General features: G+C 45.7%; 20 protein-coding genes. 19 read left to right on the forward strand and 1 reads right to left on the reverse strand.

Annotation, left to right across the window (positions count from 1 at the left end; genetic code table 11):
* Window positions 1-36 precede the first annotated feature (36 nt).
* Window positions 37-267 carry a DUF2626 domain-containing protein gene (locus tag ACUN27_RS13635; RefSeq protein WP_028558057.1) on the reverse strand — a complete coding sequence of 77 codons (231 nt, stop codon included), beginning with the start codon at window positions 265-267 and terminating at the stop codon, window positions 37-39.
* 367 nt (window positions 268-634) lie between these two features.
* Here ACUN27_RS13635 and ACUN27_RS13640 point away from each other — a divergent pair, with 367 nt between their 5' ends.
* The 19 genes from ACUN27_RS13640 to mraY all read left to right on the forward strand — a co-directional run bounded on the left by ACUN27_RS13640 (window position 635) and on the right by mraY (window position 23,382).
* Window positions 635-1,288, forward strand: coding sequence for an RsfA family transcriptional regulator (locus tag ACUN27_RS13640; protein WP_315951405.1), 654 nt, complete (start codon window positions 635-637; stop codon window positions 1,286-1,288).
* Window positions 1,289-1,396: 108 nt separating this feature from the next.
* A complete protein-coding gene (locus ACUN27_RS13645; protein WP_315951404.1) occupies window positions 1,397-2,356 on the forward strand; it encodes a ketopantoate reductase family protein in 960 nt (319 codons plus the stop codon).
* A 15-nt stretch (window positions 2,357-2,371) separates the two neighbouring features.
* Window positions 2,372-2,773 carry a DUF3397 domain-containing protein gene (locus ACUN27_RS13650; RefSeq protein ID WP_315951403.1) on the forward strand — a complete coding sequence of 134 codons (402 nt, stop codon included), beginning with the start codon at window positions 2,372-2,374 and terminating at the stop codon, window positions 2,771-2,773.
* A 401-nt stretch (window positions 2,774-3,174) separates the two neighbouring features.
* Window positions 3,175-4,857 carry a peptide ABC transporter substrate-binding protein gene (locus ACUN27_RS13655; RefSeq protein ID WP_315951401.1) on the forward strand — a complete coding sequence of 561 codons (1,683 nt, stop codon included), beginning with the start codon at window positions 3,175-3,177 and terminating at the stop codon, window positions 4,855-4,857.
* Window positions 4,858-4,962: 105 nt separating this feature from the next.
* The gene (locus tag ACUN27_RS13660; protein ID WP_315951400.1) at window positions 4,963-5,895 is read left to right on the forward strand and encodes an ABC transporter permease; all 933 of its coding nucleotides are present in this window, start codon (window positions 4,963-4,965) and stop codon (window positions 5,893-5,895) included.
* Between the two features lie 3 nt (window positions 5,896-5,898).
* Complete coding sequence (locus tag ACUN27_RS13665) at window positions 5,899-6,831, forward strand: ABC transporter permease (RefSeq protein WP_315951399.1); 933 nt, start codon at window positions 5,899-5,901, stop codon at window positions 6,829-6,831.
* 16 nt (window positions 6,832-6,847) lie between these two features.
* On the forward strand, window positions 6,848-7,882 hold the full coding sequence (locus ACUN27_RS13670; protein ID WP_246239275.1) for an ABC transporter ATP-binding protein: 1,035 nt from the start codon (window positions 6,848-6,850) through the stop codon (window positions 7,880-7,882).
* Window positions 7,875-8,837 (forward strand): ABC transporter ATP-binding protein, encoded by a 963-nt coding sequence (locus tag ACUN27_RS13675; protein WP_157321594.1) that lies wholly within the window; start codon window positions 7,875-7,877, stop codon window positions 8,835-8,837. Before ACUN27_RS13670 ends, ACUN27_RS13675 begins: the two co-directional genes overlap by 8 nt.
* Window positions 8,838-8,995: 158 nt before the next feature.
* Window positions 8,996-10,624: a bacillithiol biosynthesis cysteine-adding enzyme BshC gene (bshC, locus tag ACUN27_RS13680; RefSeq protein ID WP_445559038.1), complete on the forward strand. Its 1,629-nt coding sequence runs from the start codon at window positions 8,996-8,998 to the stop codon at window positions 10,622-10,624.
* A 12-nt stretch (window positions 10,625-10,636) separates the two neighbouring features.
* Complete coding sequence (locus tag ACUN27_RS13685; RefSeq protein WP_127451949.1) at window positions 10,637-11,899, forward strand: adenosylhomocysteinase; 1,263 nt, start codon at window positions 10,637-10,639, stop codon at window positions 11,897-11,899.
* Between the two features lie 136 nt (window positions 11,900-12,035).
* Complete coding sequence (locus tag ACUN27_RS13690) at window positions 12,036-13,130, forward strand: DUF4349 domain-containing protein (RefSeq protein ID WP_445559039.1); 1,095 nt, start codon at window positions 12,036-12,038, stop codon at window positions 13,128-13,130.
* 125 nt (window positions 13,131-13,255) lie between these two features.
* A complete protein-coding gene (mraZ, locus tag ACUN27_RS13695; RefSeq protein ID WP_127451955.1) occupies window positions 13,256-13,693 on the forward strand; it encodes a division/cell wall cluster transcriptional repressor MraZ in 438 nt (145 codons plus the stop codon).
* A 27-nt stretch (window positions 13,694-13,720) separates the two neighbouring features.
* Window positions 13,721-14,671, forward strand: coding sequence for a 16S rRNA (cytosine(1402)-N(4))-methyltransferase RsmH (rsmH, locus tag ACUN27_RS13700; protein WP_445559040.1), 951 nt, complete (start codon window positions 13,721-13,723; stop codon window positions 14,669-14,671).
* A gap of 20 nt (window positions 14,672-14,691) precedes the next feature.
* Window positions 14,692-15,126: a cell division protein FtsL gene (gene ftsL2 / locus ACUN27_RS13705; RefSeq protein ID WP_315951395.1), complete on the forward strand. Its 435-nt coding sequence runs from the start codon at window positions 14,692-14,694 to the stop codon at window positions 15,124-15,126.
* 15 nt (window positions 15,127-15,141) lie between these two features.
* Window positions 15,142-17,349, forward strand: a complete 2,208-nt coding sequence (locus tag ACUN27_RS13710) for a penicillin-binding transpeptidase domain-containing protein (RefSeq protein ID WP_445559041.1) — start codon at window positions 15,142-15,144, stop codon at window positions 17,347-17,349.
* 94 nt (window positions 17,350-17,443) lie between these two features.
* Entirely contained in the window at window positions 17,444-19,372 is a 1,929-nt protein-coding gene (locus tag ACUN27_RS13715) for a stage V sporulation protein D (RefSeq protein ID WP_315951393.1), read from the forward strand.
* Window positions 19,373-19,483: 111 nt separating this feature from the next.
* Window positions 19,484-20,971 (forward strand): UDP-N-acetylmuramoyl-L-alanyl-D-glutamate--2,6-diaminopimelate ligase, encoded by a 1,488-nt coding sequence (locus ACUN27_RS13720; protein ID WP_326060552.1) that lies wholly within the window; start codon window positions 19,484-19,486, stop codon window positions 20,969-20,971.
* A complete protein-coding gene (locus ACUN27_RS13725) occupies window positions 20,968-22,350 on the forward strand; it encodes a UDP-N-acetylmuramoyl-tripeptide--D-alanyl-D-alanine ligase (RefSeq protein WP_445559042.1) in 1,383 nt (460 codons plus the stop codon). Before ACUN27_RS13720 ends, ACUN27_RS13725 begins: the two co-directional genes overlap by 4 nt.
* A 96-nt stretch (window positions 22,351-22,446) precedes the next feature.
* Entirely contained in the window at window positions 22,447-23,382 is a 936-nt protein-coding gene (gene mraY / locus ACUN27_RS13730) for a phospho-N-acetylmuramoyl-pentapeptide-transferase (RefSeq protein ID WP_127452395.1), read from the forward strand.
* Window positions 23,383-23,384 lie beyond the last annotated feature (2 nt).

Below are 23,384 nucleotides of genomic sequence, written 5' to 3' on the forward strand. Positions count from 1 at the left end.
CATCGGCTCACCTTTTTGTTTGTTGTTGTCCTTGTACTAAATGGACATTTTGAAAAATGACCAGTACGTAAACCCACTGAAGGAAATAATCATATATCCCCAGAACAACAATATGTAAGTTCGTTCTGACAAGCGCATATAGCCTAGAATGACGAATACAGCTGTTTGGAAAAAGAAAATCAGAGACATAGGTATCATATCGCCAGCTAAACTCATCAGTGCGATAACAAGTGTCCAAAAACCTAGAACCCGAAACATGCGATCCATTCTCGTTACATCCCCCTCTCGTACCACGTTGCACTTTAACTACAACACATTATACCTTTTGAACTGAACAGTGTAAACCGTCAAACGGTGACGAAATTGCAAACATTTCATCATATAGATGTAGTATGTCTTTTTATCGGAATCCCATGTATGAGTGTCAAAAAATTTGGCAATACCATTTAGTATCAAATAGATTCTATGAACTCTAGTACGGGCATAGAAATAGTAATAATGGCACGAATCAATTTATACACGGGTACTCACGAATTGGTTCTTCTTTATTCATACTGAAAGATGGCCCTCTGAATCTTGGGTTCACCTCTTTCAGTTCGTTGCATCTGTACATTATGTTAGGAGGTTTAACCTTATGTCGGCTATAAGACAAGATGCTTGGAGCGATGAAGACGATTTGATCTTAGCGGAAGTGACTTTGCGTCACATTAGAGAGGGAAGTACGCAATTATCTGCGTTTGAAGAAGTTGGGGAGCGAATTGGACGTACGGCAGCAGCATGCGGATTTCGATGGAACAGTTTTGTAAGAAAAAAATACGAGGCGGCCATCCAAATTGCGAAAGCTCAGCGCCAGAAAAGGACACAGCTTAAAAAACATGCGGCTGTATCCATTTCCGGATCATCTTCCATTGGGTTATTGGATGCTCCGGAATTGTCAACGGGCAAAACGGAAGCTTTTACAGAAGAAACGTTATCTATTGATGCCGTGATCAGGTTCTTGAGACAATGGAGAAATACGTATCAAGAAATGAATCGTCATATTAAAAACTTGGAAAAAGAACTGCAGGACAAAGAAGACGAACTAGATAGATTGGGCAGAGAAAACAATAAGCTCAATAAACAAGTGAACGAAGTTGAAACAGACTATCGGGTTGTTAATGATGATTACAAGGCGCTGATTCAAATTATGGACCGTGCGCGGAAGATGGCCTTTTTGGTGGAAGAAGAGGAAGAAGAGAAGCCGCGTTTCAAGATGGATGCGAACGGCAATTTAGAGAGAGTAGAGTAAACCAACCTGCTGTATAGTTCAAAGAAAAGCTTCAGATCAAGGTGAATCCTTGGACTGAGGCTTTTTTGTTGTATAATGATGACGAATGCTATGAGTGGAGGAACTGGAATGCGAATGATGATAGTTGGAGCAGGCTCGTTAGGTCTTTTATTTGCTGCAAAATTGTCTGCTTTTTGTGAAAAGTTAACTGTAATTACACGAACAAAAGAACAAGCCGACCTGCTTGCTCAAGATGGCATAATGCTACGCGGAACGACCGAGCGAATTAGAACAACTCGCGGCGGTTTCATAGAATTTAGTCATTACCAAGACGACAAGGATTCTTTGACTCGTGCTACCGGTCCTGTACAACCATATGATTATATATTTCTCATGGTCAAGCAACCTGCAATTACGAAAGAACTCGCGCAATATATAGATTCTCGGCGCTCAGAGATTACTTATCTCGTTAGTTTCCAGAACGGAATCGGACATGAGGATGTGCTGAGTGAAGATGACAGAGAAAATAAGCTGCTTCTTGCTGTGACGACAGAGGGAGCTAGGCGGGAAAGTCAGACCGAGGTCTCTCACACAGGTCATGGCATAACATACTTAGGTGCGTCTAAGCGTACTGATCCTGTTCATAAAAAAACCACGCACTTTTTGTTAGTAAACTTGCTGGAAGAGGCAGGATTTCGGACAAAGATGTCGAAGAACATGGAGGTAAGAATTTGGAGTAAACTGATTATTAATGCCGTGATTAATCCGCTTACAGCTATTTTGCGTGTGAAAAATGGGGAGTTATTGGAATCAACTTGGACAAAGGAACTAATGCTGGACCTTTACCGAGAGGCTTGTTTCGTGGCTGAGGCCAAAGAGATCAAGCTGCCTGATGAATTATGGCAAAACATTGTTTCTGTGTGTAAGGCTACAAGTAGGAATCATTCATCTATGCTACAGGACATCGAACAGTCCAGGACAACGGAAATAGACCGCATAAACGGAAGTCTATTGCAAATGGCCGAAGAACTGAACCTCGATCTTCCTGCACATCGTACGGTGTACCGATTAGTGAAAGCACTAGAATAAATTAGGTGGTTGAAGATGATGGATGTACTGATGAATTGGATTTCCACACTTTATGCAGTCCTGGCTGTTGCACCGTTTATTACTTTTGTTTTATTATGGTTTCTAGTGTTTTACTTCCTTCGTGATAAGAAGATGACGACTAGACTGACCATGGATGTTACGACCTTTTTTCTACTCGGTTCGGTTTCGCTAATGTGGAATCAATTATTTCATACAAACTTTGGATTCTGGATGATCGCCCTTGTTCTGCTTATTGCTTTTGGTATTATTGGTGGTTATCAAACGCATTTGAAAGGGAAAACAGACTTGCTTAAAGTAAGCAGAGTGGTTTGGAGGCTTAGCTTTTTAGGGCTTTCGATGCTTTACATTTTGCTTTTTTTCGTCCATATTGGCAAAAATTACATTTTTTCGACATAAAACAAAGTCTCTTTTGTTGAAATTAGACGAAAAAAGAGACTTTTCTTCTGTTCTTTGTAATATTTATTTGAGATTTGTAGAAAATAACAATGAAAATCGTGTAGATTTTATTGACCGATGGTTGTATAATTAGAATCCGGAAGACACTATAAATTCCAATGTTTCTAACATTTATTCTTACTTAGGTAAATTAAGTCTGGACAAAGCTTGGTTATATGTTATAATTCCTTGCGTAGAGTCTAGTAAATTTTTTTACCAGAGGTTCACGTGAGATATTATGACATGTCTGAAGCGGTTTCATTTATTTTCGGGTCTGAGGTGTGAGGTTGATGTTAATAAAACTATCAAATGCACCTAACCATAGATATTCTAGACATACATAATTTTAGAGGAGGCGTTTTATGAAAGCGACAAAGTGGGTTACAACAGCAGTAGCATTAACACTTATGGGTAGCGTAGCGATTGGTTGCGCGAAGAATGAGGGAACTCCTTCCGCGTCCCCATCCGGAGATACGAAAGGTACTGCAGCACCAGCTTCCAACAAACCGCAAGAAATTAAAATTAACTTCACTGCGGAGCCGCCAATTATGGATAGCTCCAAAGCAACAGCAAATGCTGCATTTACCTTTATCAGCGCATTTAACGAAGGTCTTTACCGTACAGACAAAGACGGCAAAGCCGTTGCTGGTCTTGCTAAAGATTTCCCGAAAATCTCCCCTGATGGTTTGACTTACACAATCGATATTCGTGACAACGCGAATTGGTCTGACGGTCAACCTGTTAAAGCACAAGATTTCGTTTATTCCTTCAAACGTACATTAGATCCTGCTACAAAAGGGCAATATAGTTTCGTAGTAGCTTGGATTAAAGGTGGAGAAGCTGTTACTAAAGCTAAAACGCCTGAAGAAGTTAAAAAAGCTCAAGATGCTCTTGGTGTAAAAGCGATCAGCGACAAACAACTTCAAATCACGCTTGAGAAACCAGTTACTTTCTTTACACAAATGCTTGCGTTCGGAACTTTCTTGCCACAACGTGAAGATTTCGTAACAAAAGCTGGCGATAAATACGGCGCGGAAGCTGATAAAGTTATCGGTGCAGGTCCATTCATTCTTAGCAAATGGGATCATGGCCAAACGCTTGAACTTGTTAAAAATGAGAAGTACTGGGATGCTGCAAACGTAAAAATTACAAAAGCAACAATTAACATCGTAAAAGATTCCAATACAGGTCTTAACCTGTATGAAACTGACGCAGCTGATTTGACTGAAATCAACCGCGATCAATTGAAACTGTACGCTGGTAAGCCGGACAACCTGCCTAAACCAGAGTTGACTAACTCCTACTTGATGTACCAAACGAAAAAAGTTCCAGCCTTGGCTAACAAAAAGATCCGTCAAGCGTTAGGAATGGCAATCGATCGTCAAGCTTATGTTGATACCGTTCTTGCTAATGGTTCCGTACCTTCAACAGGTCTTGTACCTGGTGGTACTTCCGACGGTGCAGGAGGCGATTTCCGTAAGTCTGCTGGCGATACACAACCAAAATTCGATGCTGCTAAAGCAAAAGAATTGCTTGCTGAAGGTTTGAAAGAAGCTGGCTTGACAGCTCTTCCAAAAATGAAAGTGAATGCAGATGACACTGAAACTGCTAAAAAATCACTTGAGTTCATCCTTGCACAATGGAAACAAAACCTTGGATACGAAGCAGAAGCGAACCCGGTTCCACACGCACTCCGTATCGAATTGTCTTCCAAACATGACTTCGACATCGTTCTTTCCCTATGGGGCGCAGATTACAACGATCCAATGACATTCTTGGATATGTGGGTAACAGGCGGAGAGTTTGACGAAGGTGACTACAGCAACCCAGAGTATGACAAACTAGTTAAAGCAGCTCAAGCAGAAGTAGATCCGTCCAAACGTGCTAAAAATCTAGTCGATGCTGAGAAAATCCTCATGGACGATCAAGGTGTAGCACCACTTTACTTCCGTACTCGCGCTTACTTGAAAAAACCGAATATCGATGGTTTGATTCTTCCATCCTTCGGTCAAGAGTGGGAATTGAAATGGGCTTCTGTTAAATAATTAATGAAATATAAGTAATGATTCAAAGGAAGGGGCCGTTCGCACCTCGTGGGAGCGGCCTCTTCTAAATTTCTTAGAGCTGTAAATTATTTAAGGAGGAGCAATATGGTCAAGTTCATTCTTCGCCGTTTCTTATATGCGCTTATCACGTTATGGCTGATCGCATCATTTACATTCGTATTGATGAAAAACTTACCAGGGAATCCACTAGGAGAAGGCGCTGAAAAGATCCCTAAAGCTACGAGAGATATGCTGCTGAAGCAATACGGACTAGATAAGCCGTTATGGGAACAGTATTTGACTTTCTTGAACAATATCATCCATGGCGATCTAGGAGCTTCCTTTCAATTCCCTGCACACAAAGTTACAGATATTATCAAACAAGCGTTCCCTTCTTCACTGGAACTTGGTTTGATCTCAATCGCTATTGCGATTATTGCTGGTCTTACACTAGGGATTATTGCGGCGCTTAAACATAACAAAGCGGGCGATTACACAGCTATGTTTATCGCGATTTTGGGTGTTTCTATCCCATCCTTTGTTCTAGGTCCATTGCTTTCGTATTATGTTGGCGTTAAATGGGGGATTCTTCCAGCAGGTTTGTGGAAAGGACCAAGCTATCGTATTTTGCCGGCGATCGCGCTCTCATTCGGAACCATTGCCATTTTGGCTCGCTTGATGCGTACTTCGATGTTAGATGTTCTTAACCAAGATTACATTAAAACAGCTAAATCGAAAGGTTTATCCAACTTTACGGTTGTTGTAAGGCATACAATTCGAAATGCGATATTACCGGTTATCACCATTATCGGCCCAATATTTGTAAACGTTATTACAGGTACCCTTGTCGTTGAACAAATTTTCTCTGTACCAGGTTTGGGTAAACACTTCGTTTCTTCGGTTTATTCCAACGATTACACCATGATTTCTGGGTTAACGATTTTCTATTCAGCTATCCTTATTTTGGTTATCTTTATCACCGACATTGTGTATGGTTTTGTAGACCCTAGAATTCGTCTTGGGAAAGGCGGGAAATAATACATGCAAACTCCGAATAATGCAACAGAGACTAGCTACAAGTTTGCTCCCGTTGCAAAAGAAACATTAACTGGCGAAAGAATCGTAAGACCTTCGCTTAATTATTGGCAGGACGCTTGGAGACGACTTAAGAAAAATAGACTGGCTATGGCTGGCTTAATTATATTGGTTGCTTTAATCGTATTGGCGATTATCGTTCCATTTGTTTCAAGCTACGATTATCAGACGCAAGATCTTAAAATAAAAAATCTCGGGCCAAACGCCCAACATTGGTTCGGTACAGACGACTTTGGCCGTGATGTGTGGACACGTGTATGGTGGGGAACTCGAATCTCGTTATTCATCGGGATTGTGGCCGCGTTGATTGACTTAGTTGTCGGTGTTATCTATGGTGGTATTTCCGCTTATTACGGCGGGAAAGTGGATGAAGTGATGCAGCGTGCGATTGAAATCGTTTATGCGATTCCATTCTTGCTGATTGCGATCCTGCTTATCATGGTTATTGGTTCAGGTATTTCATCTATTATTTTGGCGATGGCAATAACGGGTTGGGTTCCTATGGCTCGTTTGGTACGCGGTCAAATGCTGACGCTCAAAGAACAAGAATTCGTACTTGCTTCTCGCACACTTGGCGCATCGCCAATGAGAATCATTTTGCGCAGCTTGATTCCGAATGCACTTGGGATCATCATCGTACAAATTACTTTCGTTGTTCCATCAGCGATTTTTACTGAAGCATTCTTAAGCTTTATCGGTCTTGGCGTAAAGCCGCCGCTGGCATCACTGGGTAACTTGTTGTCTGACGGCGCCAACTATATTCGGTTATATCCGCATCGCCTCATTTTCCCGACAATCATTTTCAGCTTAATTTTGTTAAGCTTCAATTTGCTCGGCGATGGGCTTCGTGATGCGCTGGATCCAAAAATGCGCAAGTAAGAAGGGGTGAATAATGATGAGCACCAAAGACAATTTGCTTGAAGTGAAAGATTTGCGAGTTTCTTTCCGTACGTATGCGGGGGAAGTTCAAGCTGTTCGCGGCGTATCTTTTTCTTTGAAAAAAGGTGAAGTGTTGGCGATTGTAGGCGAATCCGGTTGCGGTAAATCCGTTACGGCACAAACGCTCATGCGTTTAATTCCTACTCCGCCTAGTTATATAAAAAGCGGCTCTATCATGTTTGACGGAAAAACGGATATTACCAAACTTTCCAACAAACAAATGGAAAAAATTCGCGGATCCGAAATCGGTATGATTTTCCAAGATCCGATGACCTCCCTGAATCCGACGATGAAAATCGGCGATCAAATTACAGAAGGTCTTATCAAGCATGAAGGGTTAAGCAAGAAGGCAGCAACCGAGAAAGCTATTGAAATTTTAAAGCTTGTCGGAATCAACTCGCCGGAAGGCCGTATCCATCAATATCCGCATGAGCTCTCCGGTGGTATGCGTCAACGTGTTATGATCGCGATTGCGCTGGCTTGTTCTCCTAAGCTTCTAATTGCGGATGAGCCAACAACGGCTCTGGACGTTACGATTCAAGCTCAAATCATCGATTTGATGAAAACTATTTCCGTGAAGACGGACTCATCTATTATTTTAATTACGCATGACCTCGGAGTTGTAGCTGATATGGCGCAGCGCGTCGTGGTTATGTACGCAGGTAAAATTATCGAGCAAGGAACTGTAGACGAGATTTTCTACAATCCGCAGCATCCGTACACATGGGGTTTGCTTCGTTCCGTACCGCGCTTGGATACAAATGCGAACGAAGAACTTGTACCGATTCCTGGTACGCCGCCAGATCTATTTGCACCTCCAAAAGGTTGTGCATTTGCAGCTAGATGCCCATACGCAATGAATCACTGCTTGGAAGTAGATCCGGAACACACTACGCTATCCGAGACGCATAGTTCTGCTTGCTGGCTGTTGCATCCTGATGCGCCGAAAGTTGAACGTCCTGTTGGAGTGGGAGGTCATCAACATGTCTAATGCCAATAAACCAATTCTGCAAATTCGCAATATGAAGAAGCATTTTAATCTTGGTAACGGGAAAGTGTTGAAAGCCGTTGACAATTTTTCCATCGAAATCAACCGCGGTGAAACATTCGGTCTCGTAGGAGAATCTGGGTGTGGTAAATCCACGGCAGGTAGAACGATTATTAAGCTATATGATGCGACAGAAGGCGAAGTTATTTTCGACGGCGAAGATGTCCATAAGCTGAAAGGCAAAAAGCTGAAAGAATTTAACCGGAATATGCAAATGGTATTCCAAGATCCTTACGCATCCTTGAATCCACGTATGACAGTTGGGAATATCATCGCCGAAGGTATTGATATTCATGGACTGTACAGCGGTGCGAAACGCAAGGAGCGCGTTATGGAGCTGCTTCGCGCAGTTGGTTTGAATGATGAGCATGCGAACCGTTTCCCACATGAGTTCTCCGGTGGTCAACGTCAGCGTATCGGGATTGCCCGGGCGCTTGCGATTGAGCCGAAATTCATTATTGCCGATGAGCCGATCTCGGCATTGGACGTTTCCGTACAAGCTCAAGTTGTCAACTTGTTTAAGAGATTACAGAAGGAAATGGGCCTGACTTACTTGTTTATCGCGCATGATTTGGCGATGGTGAAGCACATTTCTGACCGTATCGGAGTTATGTATCTCGGCAACTTGGTTGAAGTTACAACATCCGATGATCTTTACGCGAAACCGCTGCATCCGTATACGCAATCGCTACTTTCAGCGATTCCGATTCCAGATCCGGAAATCGAGCGCACACGTGAGCGTATCATTCTTCAAGGCGACGTACCAAGCCCGCTCAACCCGCCTAGCGGTTGTCCGTTCCGTACGCGTTGTCCGCAAGCGATGCCGCAATGTGCGGAATCCATGCCGCCTAGCAAAGAAGTGGAACCGAATCACTTCGTAGCTTGTCATTTGTACTAAGCTCTCATTTGCCGTCCCGAAAGGGGCGGCTTTTTGGCATTCGTGTATTCAATTGTAATGATTTGAAATACAGTTTTGACGATTGGATGCCTACCGTGTACAATCAAAGGATAGTCGTTTTATTTGGTATGAAGAGGGGACACTAGTCGCATATGCAAATGGAAACTTTTCATTGGAAAAAAAGTCAGAAAGTAGCTGAAGATTATATTCAACAGTCAGCAGAAGCTGCACCATTATTTCCATATCATTTTGGAAATCAAGAAGATTGGCAATCTCGCGTTAAGTGGCTGGACGAAGGGCATTCCGCCCGGAAGGCTGATCGCGGACGCTTGGTGGAAGTGCTGAAAACATACAATGAGCGAATTGGTAATACCGGGGCTGCCCTAGATCAGATTACCGCGCTAGCGAGCCAAGAGGCACTTGCCATTGTTGGAGGACAGCAAGCAGGGCTGTTTGGCGGTTCGCTGCTTGTTTTGTACAAAGCCATCACGATTATTCAACTCGCTCGTGAGTGGAGCTCCAAATTAAATCGTCCAGTCGTACCTGTTTTTTGGATCGCTGGCGAAGACCATGATTTTGATGAAGTAAATCATATGTACGTCCTGTCCAATACGCAGCAGATTGACAAAATGAAGGTGGATCACCCAACAGGGCACCGCACGTCAGTCAGCAAGCTTCCACTGGAGCCTGAAGCGTGGAAGGACGCCTTGGCGGCCTTGGATCAGTCCTTGATGGATACAGAGTTCAAAGCTTCCTTGATGGCGAAATTAGAAAGCACGACGGAAGGCAGCGCTACGTTATCCGATGCTTTTGCCCGTTGGATGGCTGTTCTGTTTGGCGAGTACGGACTTGTTCTGATTGATTCCGATGAACCCGCGCTTCGTGCGATAGAAACGGAGATGTTCGAGCAGCTTGTTTTGCAAAATGAAGCCTTCGCTGCATCTCTCATGAAGAGTCAAGACGAAGTGCAGCGGGCAGGTTACAGCAGTCAAGCGGAAATTGCAGAGGATGCGGCTAATCTTTTCGTTTACGCTGGAGGACATCGTTTGCTGCTGCATCGAGAAGGTGAATATTTTACAGATAAGAAAAAGGAATATCGCTTCACGAAAGAGCAGCTGCATGATCTGGCGGTTACGAGCCCTGAGCAGTTGAGCAATAACGTCATGTCCAGACCGCTTATGCAGGAGTTTCTGTTCCCTGTGTTGGCCAGTGTGTTAGGTGCCGGTGAAATTGCCTACTGGGCGCTCACGAAGCAGGGGTTTGAGCAGTTTGGTATGAAAATGCCGATTGTTGTTCCGCGCTTGGAATTTACCTTGATTGAAGGCACCGTTCAGAAGCAGATGCACAAATATGATTTTACGTTTGAGGATGTTCTGCACCGTTTTGAGCAAAAGAAACAGGATTGGCTGGATGCGCAAGATACAATGCAGCTAGGCGAGCGTTTCGATAAGGTGAAAACTGAGTTTGAGGCCAGCTATGCGCCTCTTGTTGAATCACTGGCCCAAATTAATCCAGGCATTAAAAAGCTTGGAGATACGAACTTGACGAAGATTATAGAACAGATAGAATTCCTACAAAATAAAGCTTCGGATGCGTACAAAACACAGTTTGATGCGACGTTAAGACAGTTAGAGCGCATTCGACTAACCATAATACCGTTAGCAAAGCCGCAAGAAAGAGTGTATAATGGGTGTGTTTATATGAATCGATATGGGAATGATTGGCTGCGTGCGCTTGTCGAGACGCCGATTCCTGTGGACGGTTTGCACCGTGTTTATTATTTGTAGGAGGAAATATATATGACAACTGTTGAAAAAAGTATTGTTACGGATATGGCGTTGGCACCTGAAGGCCATTTGAAAATTGATTGGGTTCAGGCGCATATGCCTGTTTTGAACCGAATTCGTGAGCAATTTGAAAAAGAGCAGCCTTTTAAAGGGTTAAAAGTAACGATCTCCTTGCACTTGGAAGCCAAAACAGCTTACTTGGCTAAAGTGGTAAAAGCAGGCGGAGCGGAAGTTACGATTACAGGCAGTAATCCTCTTTCTACACAGGATGACGTTTGTGCTGCGCTTGTCGAGGACGGCATTACGGTATTCGCGAAATACAACCCTAGCCCGGAAGAGTACAAGGAATTGTTGATTAAAGCGCTTGAAACGAAGCCGGACCTGATCATTGACGATGGTGGGGATCTGGTATCCATTCTTCACTCCGAGCGTAAAGATCTCGCTGCTCAAGTCCGCGGCGGTGCGGAAGAAACAACAACCGGTATCCTTCGTTTGAAAGCGATGGAAAAAGAAGGGAAGCTGGAATTCCCGATGGTTGCTGTGAATGATGCCTTCTGCAAGTACTTGTTTGACAACCGCTACGGCACGGGCCAATCCGTTTGGGACGGGATTAACCGTACAACGAACTTGGTTGTTGCGGGTAAAACAGTTGTTGTTGTCGGCTACGGTTGGTGCGGTAAAGGTGTTGCGATGCGAGCCAAAGGTCTTGGCGCTAATGTTATCGTAACAGAGATTGACGCTATCAAAGGCGTTGAAGCCTACATGGACGGTTTTGCTGTAATGCCGATGATTGAAGCGGCGAAATTAGGTGATTTCTTTGTGACGGTAACGGGCAACAAGGATGTTATCCGCGGCGAACACTATAAAGTCATGAAGGATGGCGCTATTCTTTCGAATGCAGGCCATTTCGATGTAGAAGTTAACAAACCTGAACTTGAAGCACAATCGGTATCCAAACGTACCGTTCGTCGCAACATTGAAGAATATCAGCTGGCGGATGGCCGTAAAATCTATGTATTGGCTGAAGGTCGCCTTGTGAACCTAGCGGCAGGTGACGGACACCCGGCTGAAATCATGGATATGACGTTTGCTCTGCAAGCAATGTCTCTAAAATATGTGAATGACGAATATAATAAATTAGGGAAAACAGTTGTTAACGTCCCTTATGTATTGGATGAGCAAGTGGCCAGATTCAAATTGGAGTCGTTAGGCACTAGCATTGATTCCTTAAGTGATGAGCAAAAGCTGTACCTTGACAGTTGGGCAGAGCATTAAAAGAACTAGAGAACCTTTCGGACCGCCTTTCAGTGGTCTGAGAGGTTTTTTTATTTGTAAAGATTTTGCAACATTTTTTATTCGCTATCCGTTTATAGGGTGTAAATCCTATATTTGGTAGCGAGGAGATGGCAAGATGGGGGTCAAAAAGTGGGGTCAAAAGGTTGCGTTGCTGCTTGCTGTGTGTATGCTGATAGGCAGTCTAGTAGCTGGATGCAGTTCATCCAAAAATGATGAAACCGCATCGTCTTCAGAGCAAAAAATGAGTTCAAACATTGGAGCATTGACGAAAGAAGCGCCACGTGCCGAAAGTCAAAATGCTGCGGCTCCCGCCGCTCAGGCGAAGGCAGCGAGTGACCTCAAAGGGGTAGCGGCAGAGTCAGGAACGGCTCAAACGCCGGCCGATGGCAAAGATGCGACGATGACTGTCATGCCGGCATTGGGCAGCGATGAAGCGGCGGGGTTTAATCGTAAGCTGATTTACCGGGCTAATTTGGTCATGCCCGTAGATGACTACGGGAAGGCTCAAACAGCGCTTAGAGACCTTGTGACTTTGAGTGGAGCTTACATCCTGCAGTTTTCGGAAAACGCCAATACAGGAGAGAGGGGCGGCACGTATACCATCAAAGTAGCGGCTAACGGTTTTGTTTCTTTGTTGGATGGCTTAGAGAAGATCAGTCCGTCTTTGCAAAGGAATGTGCAAGGGCAGGATGTAACGGAAGAGTACGTTGATCTCAGTTCACGTTTGAAGGCCAAACAGCTGGTTGAAACGAGATTGCTCGGTTTTATGGAAAAAGCTTCAAAGACAGATGATTTGCTGGCCTTCTCGAATGAGCTCTCGAAAGTGCAGGAAGCGATCGAGCAGATCAAAGGTCGGATGAGGTATTTGGATCAAAACGTCGCTTACTCCACGATTGAAATTCGGATGTATCAACAAACCGATAAGAAGCCGCTCCTCTCGGATCCAAGCAAACTTAGCTTAAACGAGCGAATCCAGAAAGCATGGAACTCTAGCCTTAATGTACTAGTAGCTGTGCTGCAAGGTATCCTTGTTTTCCTGGCGGCTGCATTCCCGATCCTCGTTATTGTACTGTTGATCGGTATACCGATTTGGGTATACAGGCGCAAAAGAAACAAGCAATTGGCCGCGATGCGAAATCAACTCAAAGAGCAAAATGCTTCTTTAAACTCACTTGAAGATGACAAACAAGGAACAATAGACGCAGAATAGACCCAAAAATGAAAATTTTTTCACAAATCCTGCTCAAAAAGCAGGATTTGTTGCGTTATTGGCGAATTAACATTAAAAAGTGGTGAAAAGTGGTACGAAGTGGAGGGAAAGGGGGGCGCCATGCTATGTTCATGGGGGAATATCAACATAGCATAGACGAAAAGGGCCGAATGATCATCCCGGCCAAATTTCGTGAAGCCCTTGGCGAATCCTTCGTTATCACTCGCGGTCTAGATCAGTGTTTGTTCGTGTACCCTCGCTCCGAGTGGGCGATTCTCGAACAAAAACTGAAGGCATTGCCGCTGATGAAATCAGATGCACGTGCATTCACCCGTTTTTTCTTCTCGGGCGCAACCGAATGTGACCTTGATAAACAAGGTCGGGCGAATATTCCAGGCAATCTCGTCGATCATGCCAAGCTTGAAAAAGATTGCGTCGTTATCGGTGTTTCCAACCGAGTAGAGATTTGGAGTAAGCAAATTTGGGAAAGCTATGCCAATGAATCGGAACAGTCGTTCAATGAAATAGCTGAGAAACTCGTCGACTTTAATTTTGATTTATAGATGCTTGAAATTTAGGAGGACACCAAGTTGTTTCATCATGTGACGGTATTAAAAGAAGAATCAGTTGAAGGTTTACATATAAAGCCTGATGGCGTATACGTGGATTGTACGATGGGAGGTGCGGGGCATAGTTCCCTGATAGCTTCTAAATTAGGTCCTGATGGGTTACTGATTGCCCTTGACCAGGACGATGTTGCTCTAGCTAATGCTCAAACCGTACTCGCTCCATACCTGGATCGTGTGAAAATCGTGAAAAGCAACTTCAGAGATTTAGAGCAAGTGCTCATGAATGAGCCGAGAGCACTACGTGATGGGAAACCGCAGGTTGATGGGATTCTCTTCGATCTTGGCGTATCGTCCCCGCAGCTGGATGATGGCGAGAGAGGCTTCTCCTATCATCAAGATGCAGAGCTTGATATGAGAATGGATCGTACGACGGAATTAACCGCCAAAACGATCGTCAATGAATGGGCTCCTGAACGAATTGCAAAAATTTTGTTTGAATATGGGGAAGAGAAGTTTTCACGGCGCATTGCAGGCGTCATTGCCGAAGCACGTACCAAAGGGCCGATTGAAACCACGGGTGAGCTTGTTGAGCTGATTAAGGAAGGAATTCCTGCAGCCGCAAGAAGAACAGGCGGCCACCCGGCTAAGAGAAGCTTTCAAGCGCTGCGCATAGCTGTTAACGATGAGTTGGGCGCTTTAGAGGAAGCGTTGGAGCAATCTGTGAGATGTTTGGCTCCGGAGGGTAGAGTAGCGGTTATTACGTTCCATTCTTTGGAGGATCGCATTTGCAAGCAATTTTTCGTCAAAAATGTGGAGAAATGTACGTGTCCACCGGCGTTTCCAATGTGTGTTTGCGATAAATCCGGTGATCTTAAATTAGTAACACGTAAACCGATCATACCTAGTGAGAATGAACTTGAGGTGAACCAAAGAGCAAGATCCGCCAAATTACGTATTGCCGAAAAGCTTTGACACAAAAGGAGGAAGTTGATATGCCATCTTACATCCAGGGGAATTTAGCTCTTGACCGGAAACGAACGGTTCCAGCAGCTAAGGTTAAGATTAAAGAGACAACGAAAGTTGTTTACCGCAATAAATCGCTGCCGACCCAAGAAAAAATGCTGTATCTGTTCACGGTTCTCCTCTGTGTCCTTGTTGCAGGAGTGATCATTTGGCGGTACGCATCCATCTATCAAATGAATGCAAGCATATTGAAAATGCAAGTAGAAATTCGCGAGATTCAAGCTCAGAACAGCGCTTTGAAGCAGGAAGTAGAGAAACTGCAAAGTCCTGATCGTCTAAAAGAGGAAGCTGTGCGCCTGGGGTTTAATTTAGATGATGGCAAGAAGGTAAGTTTAGAGACTCCGGCCAAATCGAAAACTAGCACTAGCAGCAGTAAAAATACCAAAGTAGCTTCTAAACCGTAACGGGCAGGTATCGATATGACAAAAAAAATTAAGCTGCGTTCTTTACTCATTGGAGGGTTTTTTACCCTTCTTTTTGTTGTCCTTATTGCTAAAGTCTATTGGATCCAAGTGGTAGATGCCTCTTGGTTGCTAGAACAAGCGGAAGAAAAATGGGAGACGGACAAAATTATCGCGCCTGTTCGCGGGACCATTCTGGATCGAAATAATAAAGTGCTCGCTGAAGAAGGTACCGCCTACACCGTTACGCTGAATCCCAAAATGATTGATGGTCTGCATGCGGCGGATGATATTGCCAGAGGGTTGGCGGATATTTTGAAAGAATCCGATGTGACCAAAGCAACGCTTGAAAACAAGATCCGCGAGCTGGCCACGAGGAAGAAACCGGACGGCAGCGATTTCGCGGTCAATGTCGAAATTCGCAACGAAGGCTGGAAAATTGACAAGGAAAAGGCGGATCAAGTTCGTGACTTCATCGCAACCATGCAAACGCGATTGAATAAATCGGCAAAAACGAATATCGGAATCGGGATTATTGAAGAAAAGAAACGGTATTACCCAGGGGAAACGCTTGCTGCGCATATTCTAGGATATACGAACAAAGAAGGTAAAGCCTCACTTGGCTTAGAGCTGAAGCTGGATGACACGCTGAAGGGCGTTCCTGGCATGCTGAGCTATGAAAAAGACGGCAAAGGCGTGGAGCTGCCGGATGCCAAAGTTGATTTTAAACCGGCGGAAGACGGAAATAATGTACGGCTCACCATTGACAAGAACATTCAGTTCTATTTGGAGAGTGCGCTGGCCAAAGTAAATGATAAGTGGCATCCCAAAAGCTTAACGGCTATTGCAGTCGATCCGCAAACGATGGAAATTTTGGGTATGGCGAACACACCGACCTTTAATCCGAATACGTATTGGACCATTAAAGATCAAAGTGATTTTAAAAATAATGCAGTAGCTTCCCGTTATGAGCCTGGCTCGACATTCAAGATTGTCACTTTAGCAGGTACGGTAGAAGAGGGGTTATTTAATCCTAATGAGATGTACCAGTCAGGTATGATTCGTGTGCAGGATAGAGAGCTGCATGACCACAACCGTGTGGGTTGGGGCAAAATTTCATATCTGGATGGTCTTAAGCGTTCAAGTAACGTAGCATTCGTTAAATTAGGGATTGAGAAACTCACGCAACCTAAACTCAAGAGTTATATAGAGAAATTTGGATTTAACGAAAAAACAAATATCGATATGCCCAATGAAGTATCTGGACTTATCGACATGAAGTATCCATCTGAGTATGCAACTGCAACGTATGGGCAAGGGAAAGTCGTTGTTACGGCAATTCAGCAAACGGCAGCTTATGCAGCAATGGCGAACGGCGGTAAATTAATGTGGCCGCACATTGTGAAGGACATCTTGGATCCCAAAACAGGGAAAACCATTCAATCCTTCGCGCCGCAAGTCGTGCGTCAAGTCGTGAGCGAGAAGACGGCAGCTACGGTTAGTGGCTACTTGGAACAAGTCGTTTCCGACCAAGATATTGGAACAGGTAAGCTGGCCTATATGGAAGGTTACCGCGTAGCCGGCAAAACAGGTACAGCAAACTTGGTACTTCCTGGAGAAAAAACATATTCAACCAATACCTGGGTTATCTCTTTTATTGGTTATGCACCCGTTGAAGATCCGAAAATCCTTGTCACGCTGATCGCAGATCAGCCTGATCTCGGCGGCAATTACCATTTGGGCGGACAAGTTCTAGCGCCGGCTTTTAAAGATATTGTTGGGGAATCCCTGCAATATATGGGGGTTAAATCAAGCAAGCAAACACAAATGGTTGCCAAAGAAGCGAATAAATTAAAAGTGCCTAACTTCATGGAAATGACATCAGCGAATGCGAAAGCAGCGGCGAAGGAGAGTAATTTGTCATTGGAAGTATTTGGAAAGGGAGAACAAGTTGTCGAACAATTCCCTAAACCAGGAACTGAAATCTTATCCACGCAACGAATATATGTGGCCATGCAAAACGTTACTGAAATGCCGCTTCCTAACTTAGTGGGTCGATCCTTGCGCGATGCTGTAGAAGCCTGTTCCTTCTTTAAAGTGGACTGCCAAACTTCTGGCGAAGGTTATGTCTCGGATCAAACGAGCTCAGGTGAGGGGGAAGGGCGTAGCGCAACACTGACGCTGAAACCATTAAGCGATAAACCGGCAGTGACAGGTACAAAGTAGCCTGAAAGTGGCAGGCTTGTTCTAACCCCTGTTTGTCCCGAATAGTCATGTTAGGAATGAGACTGACTTATTTGGGAAGGGAGATTGAACGTTCATGCGTGCTTCTAACGTTACTGTTCGCCGCAGATTGTTTACTGCGCTCATCATTGGCACGATTATTTTCACTGCACTTATTCTCCGCTTGGCCTACGTCCAGCTATGGATTGGACAAGACTTGGCGAATAAAGCGGAGGATAGCTGGAGGAGACAGATTGAGTTTGCGCCGAAACGAGGAGAGATTCAGGATCGCAACGGGATCACTTTGACTTATAGCATGAGCACGCCGACGATCGTGGCGATACCGGTTCAAATTCAAGATCCTCAGAGTACGGCTGCTAAACTGGCGGAAGTGCTTCAAGGAAATGCGGATGATATCTATAAGCAAATTACGAAAAAAACGTCCCAAGTCGACATCAAGCCGTCCGGTCGGAAAATAACGATTGAGAAAGCGCAGGAAGTCCGTAATCTGCACCTTCCCGGGGTTGTAGTCGCCGAAGATAATAAACGATATTACCCATATGGCAGTTTGGCCGCACACATTCTGGGTTTTGCCGGCATAGATAAAGGTCTTACAGGGATTGAAGCAAAATACGATAAGGAATTGACGGGAATCCCCGGCAACATTTCTTATATGACAGATGCAGCGGGCAGGCCGCTGGCAGGGACGACGGATAAGTATACAAGCCCGAAAGACGGGCTCAACGTAAAACTGACCATCGATAATCATCTGCAGTCCGTGATGGAAAGAGAATTGGACCAAGCCATGGTTCAGTATCAAGCGCAAAATGTCGTCGCAATTATGATGGACCCGAATAATGGAGAGATATTGGCCATGGGCAGCAGACCGACCTACGAGCCGGGCAATTATAAGAACTATCCGGCTGAAACGTATAACAGGAACTTGCCGATTTGGAAAACGTATGAGCCAGGTTCGACGTTTAAAATTATTACGCTTGCAGCAGCTTTGGAAGAAAAGAAAGTGGATCTCAAGAACGAACCTTTCTATGACCCTGGTTTTATTGAAGTTGGGGGAGCCAGACTGCGTTGTTGGAAACGTGGCGGCCATGGTAGTGAAACGATGCTTCAGGTTGTTCAAAACTCTTGCAACCCAGGCTTTGTCGTCATGGGACAGCGGCTCGGCAAAGAGAAGTTGTTTGACTACATTTCCAAATTTGGCTTTGGGAAAAAGACAGGCATCGACCTCGGCGGTGAAGAGAACGGGATTATGTTCAAACCTTCTCAGGTTGGGCCCGTGGAACTTGCAACGACCGCTTTCGGTCAAGGGGTTTCCGTAACGCCGATTCAACAAATTACAGCTGTATCTGCAGCAATCAATGGCGGGAAACTGTTTAAGCCTTATGTGGCCAAATCGTTCTCGAACCCGGACACGGGTGAAGTCGTTGATGTCGTAGAGCCGGAGCTTGTGCGCAATGTCATTTCCGAGGGAACCTCGAAACAGGTCCGGGAAGCGCTCGAAAGCGTAGTAGCGCTAGGTACAGGGCGCAATGCCTTTATCGACGGCTACCGGGTCGGAGGGAAAACGGGAACCGCGCAAAAGGTTATCAACGGCCGCTATTCACCCGATGAGCATATCGTGTCCTTTATCGGATTTGCCCCTGCGGATAACCCCAAAGTTGTTATTTATGCGGCAGTGGATGACCCCAAAGGCATTCAATTTGGCGGCTTGATCGCAGCGCCTTTAGTTAAGAACATGATGGCTGACGCTTTGCGCTATATGAAGGTTGAGCCAAATAAGCAGCAGCTCGATAAAGAGTACCGATATGGGGAAACACCGGTTGTTGAGGTGCCGGACTTGGTTGGAGCGTCAGTTGATGATATATTAGAAGATCTGAACATGAATTTTAAGCTGGCGAAGTCCGGTAATGGCAAATATGTGATCAGCCAAGCGCCGAAAGCAGGTACAAGGGTTGATCAAGGTTCAACGATTCGTATTTTTTTATCGAACAATGAGCCGCCACAATAGGGAGTTAGGTTCCGATTCAAAAAAAGATTTGCAAGTAAGACATGTTTAGCTTTTCCATATGCATAAAATTGTCCATAATAGATAGGAAAAATGTTAAGGAGAGGGTTGCTCATGAAACTGCAGGAGCTTGCTTCCGCACTGCTCATTACCCACATACATGGAAATGCGGATACGGAGATTACGGGGATTGAAGCAGACTCTCGTAAAATTAAACCAGGCGATATATTTTTGTGCATCCCAGGACTGACGGTTGACGGCCATGATTACGCCCCAAAAGCTATTGCGCTTGGGGCTTCTGCGCTTGTTACCGAAAGAGTGCTGGATTTGCCGGTTCCACAATTGGTGGTGAAAGATGCCAGATACGCGATGGCCGCATTGTCTGCTCACTTCTACGGATATCCGAGTAAGGAATTAAAGTTAATTGGAATTACAGGGACCAACGGCAAAACAACATCGACCTACTTGCTGGAAAAAATATTGCGCGATCAAGGCTTTACCACGGGTCTGATGGGCACGATTCAAATGAAAATCGGTGATACTTACACCGAGATGGAGCGGACAACGCAAGAGTCCGTTGATTTGCAGCGCAGTTTCCGCAGCATGTGCGAGGCAGGAACAGATTACTGCATTATGGAGGTTTCAAGTCATGCTTTGGAGCTGGGCCGTGTGAAGGGGATTCACTTCCGCTCAGGCATTTTTACGAACTTGTCCCAGGATCATCTGGATTACCACAAAACCATGGAAGCATATGCAGCGGCAAAAGGGCTTTTGTTCTCCAGATTGGGCAACGGGTTTTCAGGTAATTCCCAAGATCGTCAGTATGCGATCTTGAATGCGGATGATGCGGCATCAGAGACGTTCAACAGACTTACAGCCGCACAAGTGATTACATACGGGATAGAGCAGCCATGTGATGTTCGTGCGACTGACATTCGGATTACTGCAAAAGGCACAGCTTTCCGATTAATCTCTTTTGCTGGAGAAGCGTTCTTCGAAATGAAATTGGTCGGCAAATTTAATGTATATAACGCTCTTGGGTCAATCGCAGCCGCATTGGCGGAAGGCATTCCGTTAGAGGCGATTCGGAACAGCTTGGAAAGTATTGCTGTCGTAGATGGACGGATGGAGGTCGTGGATGAGGGCCAGGATTACTTGGTTCTGGTTGACTACGCCCATACGCCGGATGGACTAGAGAATGCACTTTCTACGGTCCGTGAATTTGCCGAGGGCAAAGTCATTACCGTATTTGGTTGTGGAGGAGATCGCGACAGAACGAAGCGCCCCTTGATGGGGAAGGTAACAGCGGCCTATAGCGATTATTTATATGTGACTTCCGACAATCCCCGCACCGAGAATCCGGATGCCATCCTTCAGGACATTGTTCCCGGTCTTCAGGAGGTCAGTTATCCCGAAAATAACTATGAATTGATTCCGGATCGTAAAAAAGCGATACAAAAGGCTATTGATGGGGCAGGCCCCAAAGATGTAATATTGATAGCGGGAAAAGGCCACGAAACGTATCAGGATATCATGGGGGTCAAGCATGATTTCGATGATCGTTTGGTGGCTAAGGCTGCGATAAAGGGGAGAAATCGATGATCCAGCGTACATTAGAACAAATTGCAGAAATGTTGGGGAGTGAGGTTCGAGGGACTGAAGCTGCCGTGAGCGTTGCGGGCGTCTCAACCGATACTCGCTCGATTCCGGCCGGCAGTCTATTCGTCCCGCTGATTGGAGAAAATTTTGACGGGCACGCCTATGCAGAGGAAGCTTATCATAAAGGAGCAGCGGCTGTTTTATGGCAGGAGGATCGCGGAGATGCACCAGCAGGTGTTCCCTATGTCCCAGTGGCAGATACGCTGGCAGCTTTACAGCAATTAGCTAAGGCTTATCGGAAGCAACTGTCTGTGCGCATCATAGGCATAACGGGCAGTAACGGCAAAACAACGACGAAAGATTTGGTCGCAGCGGTTTTGGGTAGTACGTATAAAGTGCATAAAACCAAAGGGAATTTAAATAATCATATCGGTTTGCCGGTTACGCTCTTACAGCTGGAGGAAACGACAGAGTTTGCCGTTGTTGAAATGGGGATGAGCGGACGGGGCGAGATCGAGCTGCTAAGCGATTTGGCCGAGCCGGATGCTTCGATCATCACAATGATCGGCGAGTCCCACATGCTTCAGCTGGGTTCGAGGGAAGAAATTGCCCGGGCGAAAGTGGAGATCGTAAGCGGCATGCCAAGCGGCAGCCTGCTAGTGTACAACGGTGACGAGCCGCTCATTGAGATGGCTCTTGCAGAGCGCAGCTTGCCGGAAGGGCTTCACCGTCTCCGCTTCGGACACGGCAAGGACAATGCGAAATACCCGACCGCGATTCGTATGGATGCGGACGGAGCGCACTTCCAGGTCAATTCACCGGATTACGCGGAATTGTACATTCCTTTGCTCGGCACGCATAACGTCATCAACGCGTTAGCGGCCGTCGCCATCGGCGAAGCCTTCGGCGTTCAGCCGGAAGCCATTGCAGCGGGGCTCCGCTCGCTGGAGATGACAAGCATGCGCATCGAGAAGCTGACGGCAGCCTCAGGGCTGACTGTACTCAACGATGCGTACAATGCCAGCCCGGCTTCCATGCGGGCGGCCATTACACTGACCGAGACGCTGGGCGGCTTCGGTCGGAAGTTCCTCGTGCTCGGCGACATGCTGGAGCTTGGCGAGCACGAAGAGCAGTTCCATCGCGAAATTGGCGCGATGGTATCGCCGGAACGTGTAGACTACGTCTTCACGTTCGGCCGTTTGGGCCGCTTCATTGCAGAGGAAGCGGCGGTGCGCCTCTCGAAGGATCGCGTGCGCGCCTTCGAGGACAAGGAGCTGCTCGCGAGCGAGCTAGCCGCTTTGGCACAGCCGGAGGACATTGTGCTTGTGAAGGGCTCGCGCGGTATGCGGCTTGAGCAAGTCGTGAATGCTTTACTCACCTAATAGGAACAGAATGAACTTATTATGAAACAGTAGATCGTTTTCGGATAACGGAAACGAGCAGGGGGAACCAACGTGGAAAACGCAATTTTATTAACGATGGGCGTCGCATTTGTGCTTGCGCTTATTATGGGGCCGCTTTGTATTCCGATTTTGCGGCGTATGAAGTTTGGCCAACAAATCCGTGAGGATGGCCCACAGGGACATTTGAAGAAACAAGGAACACCAACGATGGGCGGCATCATCATTCTAATTGCCCTGGCTTTGGCAAGCCTTCGTTTTGCTGATAAAAATACAGATCTTCTCATCTTGCTGATTGCTTCACTAGGCTACGGCCTCGTAGGTTTTCTGGACGATTACATCAAAATTATTTTCAAACGCTCGCTTGGACTTACAGCGAAACAAAAACTGTTCGGGCAGCTGCTGATCTCGGCTATTGTTTGTTACCTGCTGGTGAGGGAAGGACATAGCACGGACTTATATATCCCTTTTGTGGAGTTCCACTTCAATCCTGGCTGGTTGTACTTCCCACTGATGGCGATCCTCATGTTAGGCGCGTCTAACGCGGTGAATTTCACCGATGGGTTGGATGGTTTGCTGGCAGGGACAAGTGCAATTGCATTTGGCGCGTATACGGTGATTGCGATGAACAACACACAGCCGGAAGCAGCGATTTTCTCAGCGGCCATGGTGGGTGCTGTGCTTGGTTTTCTCGTCTTTAACGCACATCCGGCGAAAGTGTTTATGGGAGATACAGGCTCGCTTGGCATCGGCGGCGGCTTAGTGGCTGTTGCGATTTTGACCAAAGCGGAGCTGCTGCTGGCGGTTGTCGGCGGCGTGTTCCTGATCGAAATTTTATCTGTTGTTATTCAAGTTGTTTCCTTCAAGACCAGGGGCAAGCGTGTTTTCAAAATGAGTCCGATCCATCATCACTTTGAACTGGTCGGATGGTCGGAATGGCGTGTTGTTATTACATTCTGGGTCGTAGGTCTTGTACTTGCTGCACTCGGATTATATATGAATGAGGTGTTGTAGAA

The organism is Paenibacillus sp. WC2504 (assembly GCF_052682475.1).

What these genes read in the sequence shown, in the direction of transcription:
- ACUN27_RS13635 (WP_028558057.1), bottom strand. Translation starts at nt 267, where the DNA reads ATGGATCGCATGTTTCGGGTTCTAGGTTTTTGGACACTTGTTATCGCA.
- ACUN27_RS13640 (WP_315951405.1), top strand. Translation starts at nt 635, where the DNA reads ATGTCGGCTATAAGACAAGATGCTTGGAGCGATGAAGACGATTTGATC.
- ACUN27_RS13645 (WP_315951404.1), top strand. Translation starts at nt 1,397, where the DNA reads ATGCGAATGATGATAGTTGGAGCAGGCTCGTTAGGTCTTTTATTTGCT.
- ACUN27_RS13650 (WP_315951403.1), top strand. Translation starts at nt 2,372, where the DNA reads ATGATGGATGTACTGATGAATTGGATTTCCACACTTTATGCAGTCCTG.
- ACUN27_RS13655 (WP_315951401.1), top strand. Translation starts at nt 3,175, where the DNA reads ATGAAAGCGACAAAGTGGGTTACAACAGCAGTAGCATTAACACTTATG.
- ACUN27_RS13660 (WP_315951400.1), top strand. Translation starts at nt 4,963, where the DNA reads ATGGTCAAGTTCATTCTTCGCCGTTTCTTATATGCGCTTATCACGTTA.
- ACUN27_RS13665 (WP_315951399.1), top strand. Translation starts at nt 5,899, where the DNA reads ATGCAAACTCCGAATAATGCAACAGAGACTAGCTACAAGTTTGCTCCC.
- ACUN27_RS13670 (WP_246239275.1), top strand. Translation starts at nt 6,848, where the DNA reads ATGAGCACCAAAGACAATTTGCTTGAAGTGAAAGATTTGCGAGTTTCT.
- ACUN27_RS13675 (WP_157321594.1), top strand. Translation starts at nt 7,875, where the DNA reads ATGTCTAATGCCAATAAACCAATTCTGCAAATTCGCAATATGAAGAAG.
- bshC (WP_445559038.1), top strand. Translation starts at nt 8,996, where the DNA reads ATGGAAACTTTTCATTGGAAAAAAAGTCAGAAAGTAGCTGAAGATTAT.
- ACUN27_RS13685 (WP_127451949.1), top strand. Translation starts at nt 10,637, where the DNA reads ATGACAACTGTTGAAAAAAGTATTGTTACGGATATGGCGTTGGCACCT.
- ACUN27_RS13690 (WP_445559039.1), top strand. Translation starts at nt 12,036, where the DNA reads ATGGGGGTCAAAAAGTGGGGTCAAAAGGTTGCGTTGCTGCTTGCTGTG.
- mraZ (WP_127451955.1), top strand. Translation starts at nt 13,256, where the DNA reads ATGTTCATGGGGGAATATCAACATAGCATAGACGAAAAGGGCCGAATG.
- ftsL2 (WP_315951395.1), top strand. Translation starts at nt 14,692, where the DNA reads ATGCCATCTTACATCCAGGGGAATTTAGCTCTTGACCGGAAACGAACG.
- ACUN27_RS13710 (WP_445559041.1), top strand. Translation starts at nt 15,142, where the DNA reads ATGACAAAAAAAATTAAGCTGCGTTCTTTACTCATTGGAGGGTTTTTT.
- ACUN27_RS13715 (WP_315951393.1), top strand. Translation starts at nt 17,444, where the DNA reads ATGCGTGCTTCTAACGTTACTGTTCGCCGCAGATTGTTTACTGCGCTC.
- ACUN27_RS13720 (WP_326060552.1), top strand. Translation starts at nt 19,484, where the DNA reads ATGAAACTGCAGGAGCTTGCTTCCGCACTGCTCATTACCCACATACAT.
- ACUN27_RS13725 (WP_445559042.1), top strand. Translation starts at nt 20,968, where the DNA reads ATGATCCAGCGTACATTAGAACAAATTGCAGAAATGTTGGGGAGTGAG.
- mraY (WP_127452395.1), top strand. Translation starts at nt 22,447, where the DNA reads ATGGGCGTCGCATTTGTGCTTGCGCTTATTATGGGGCCGCTTTGTATT.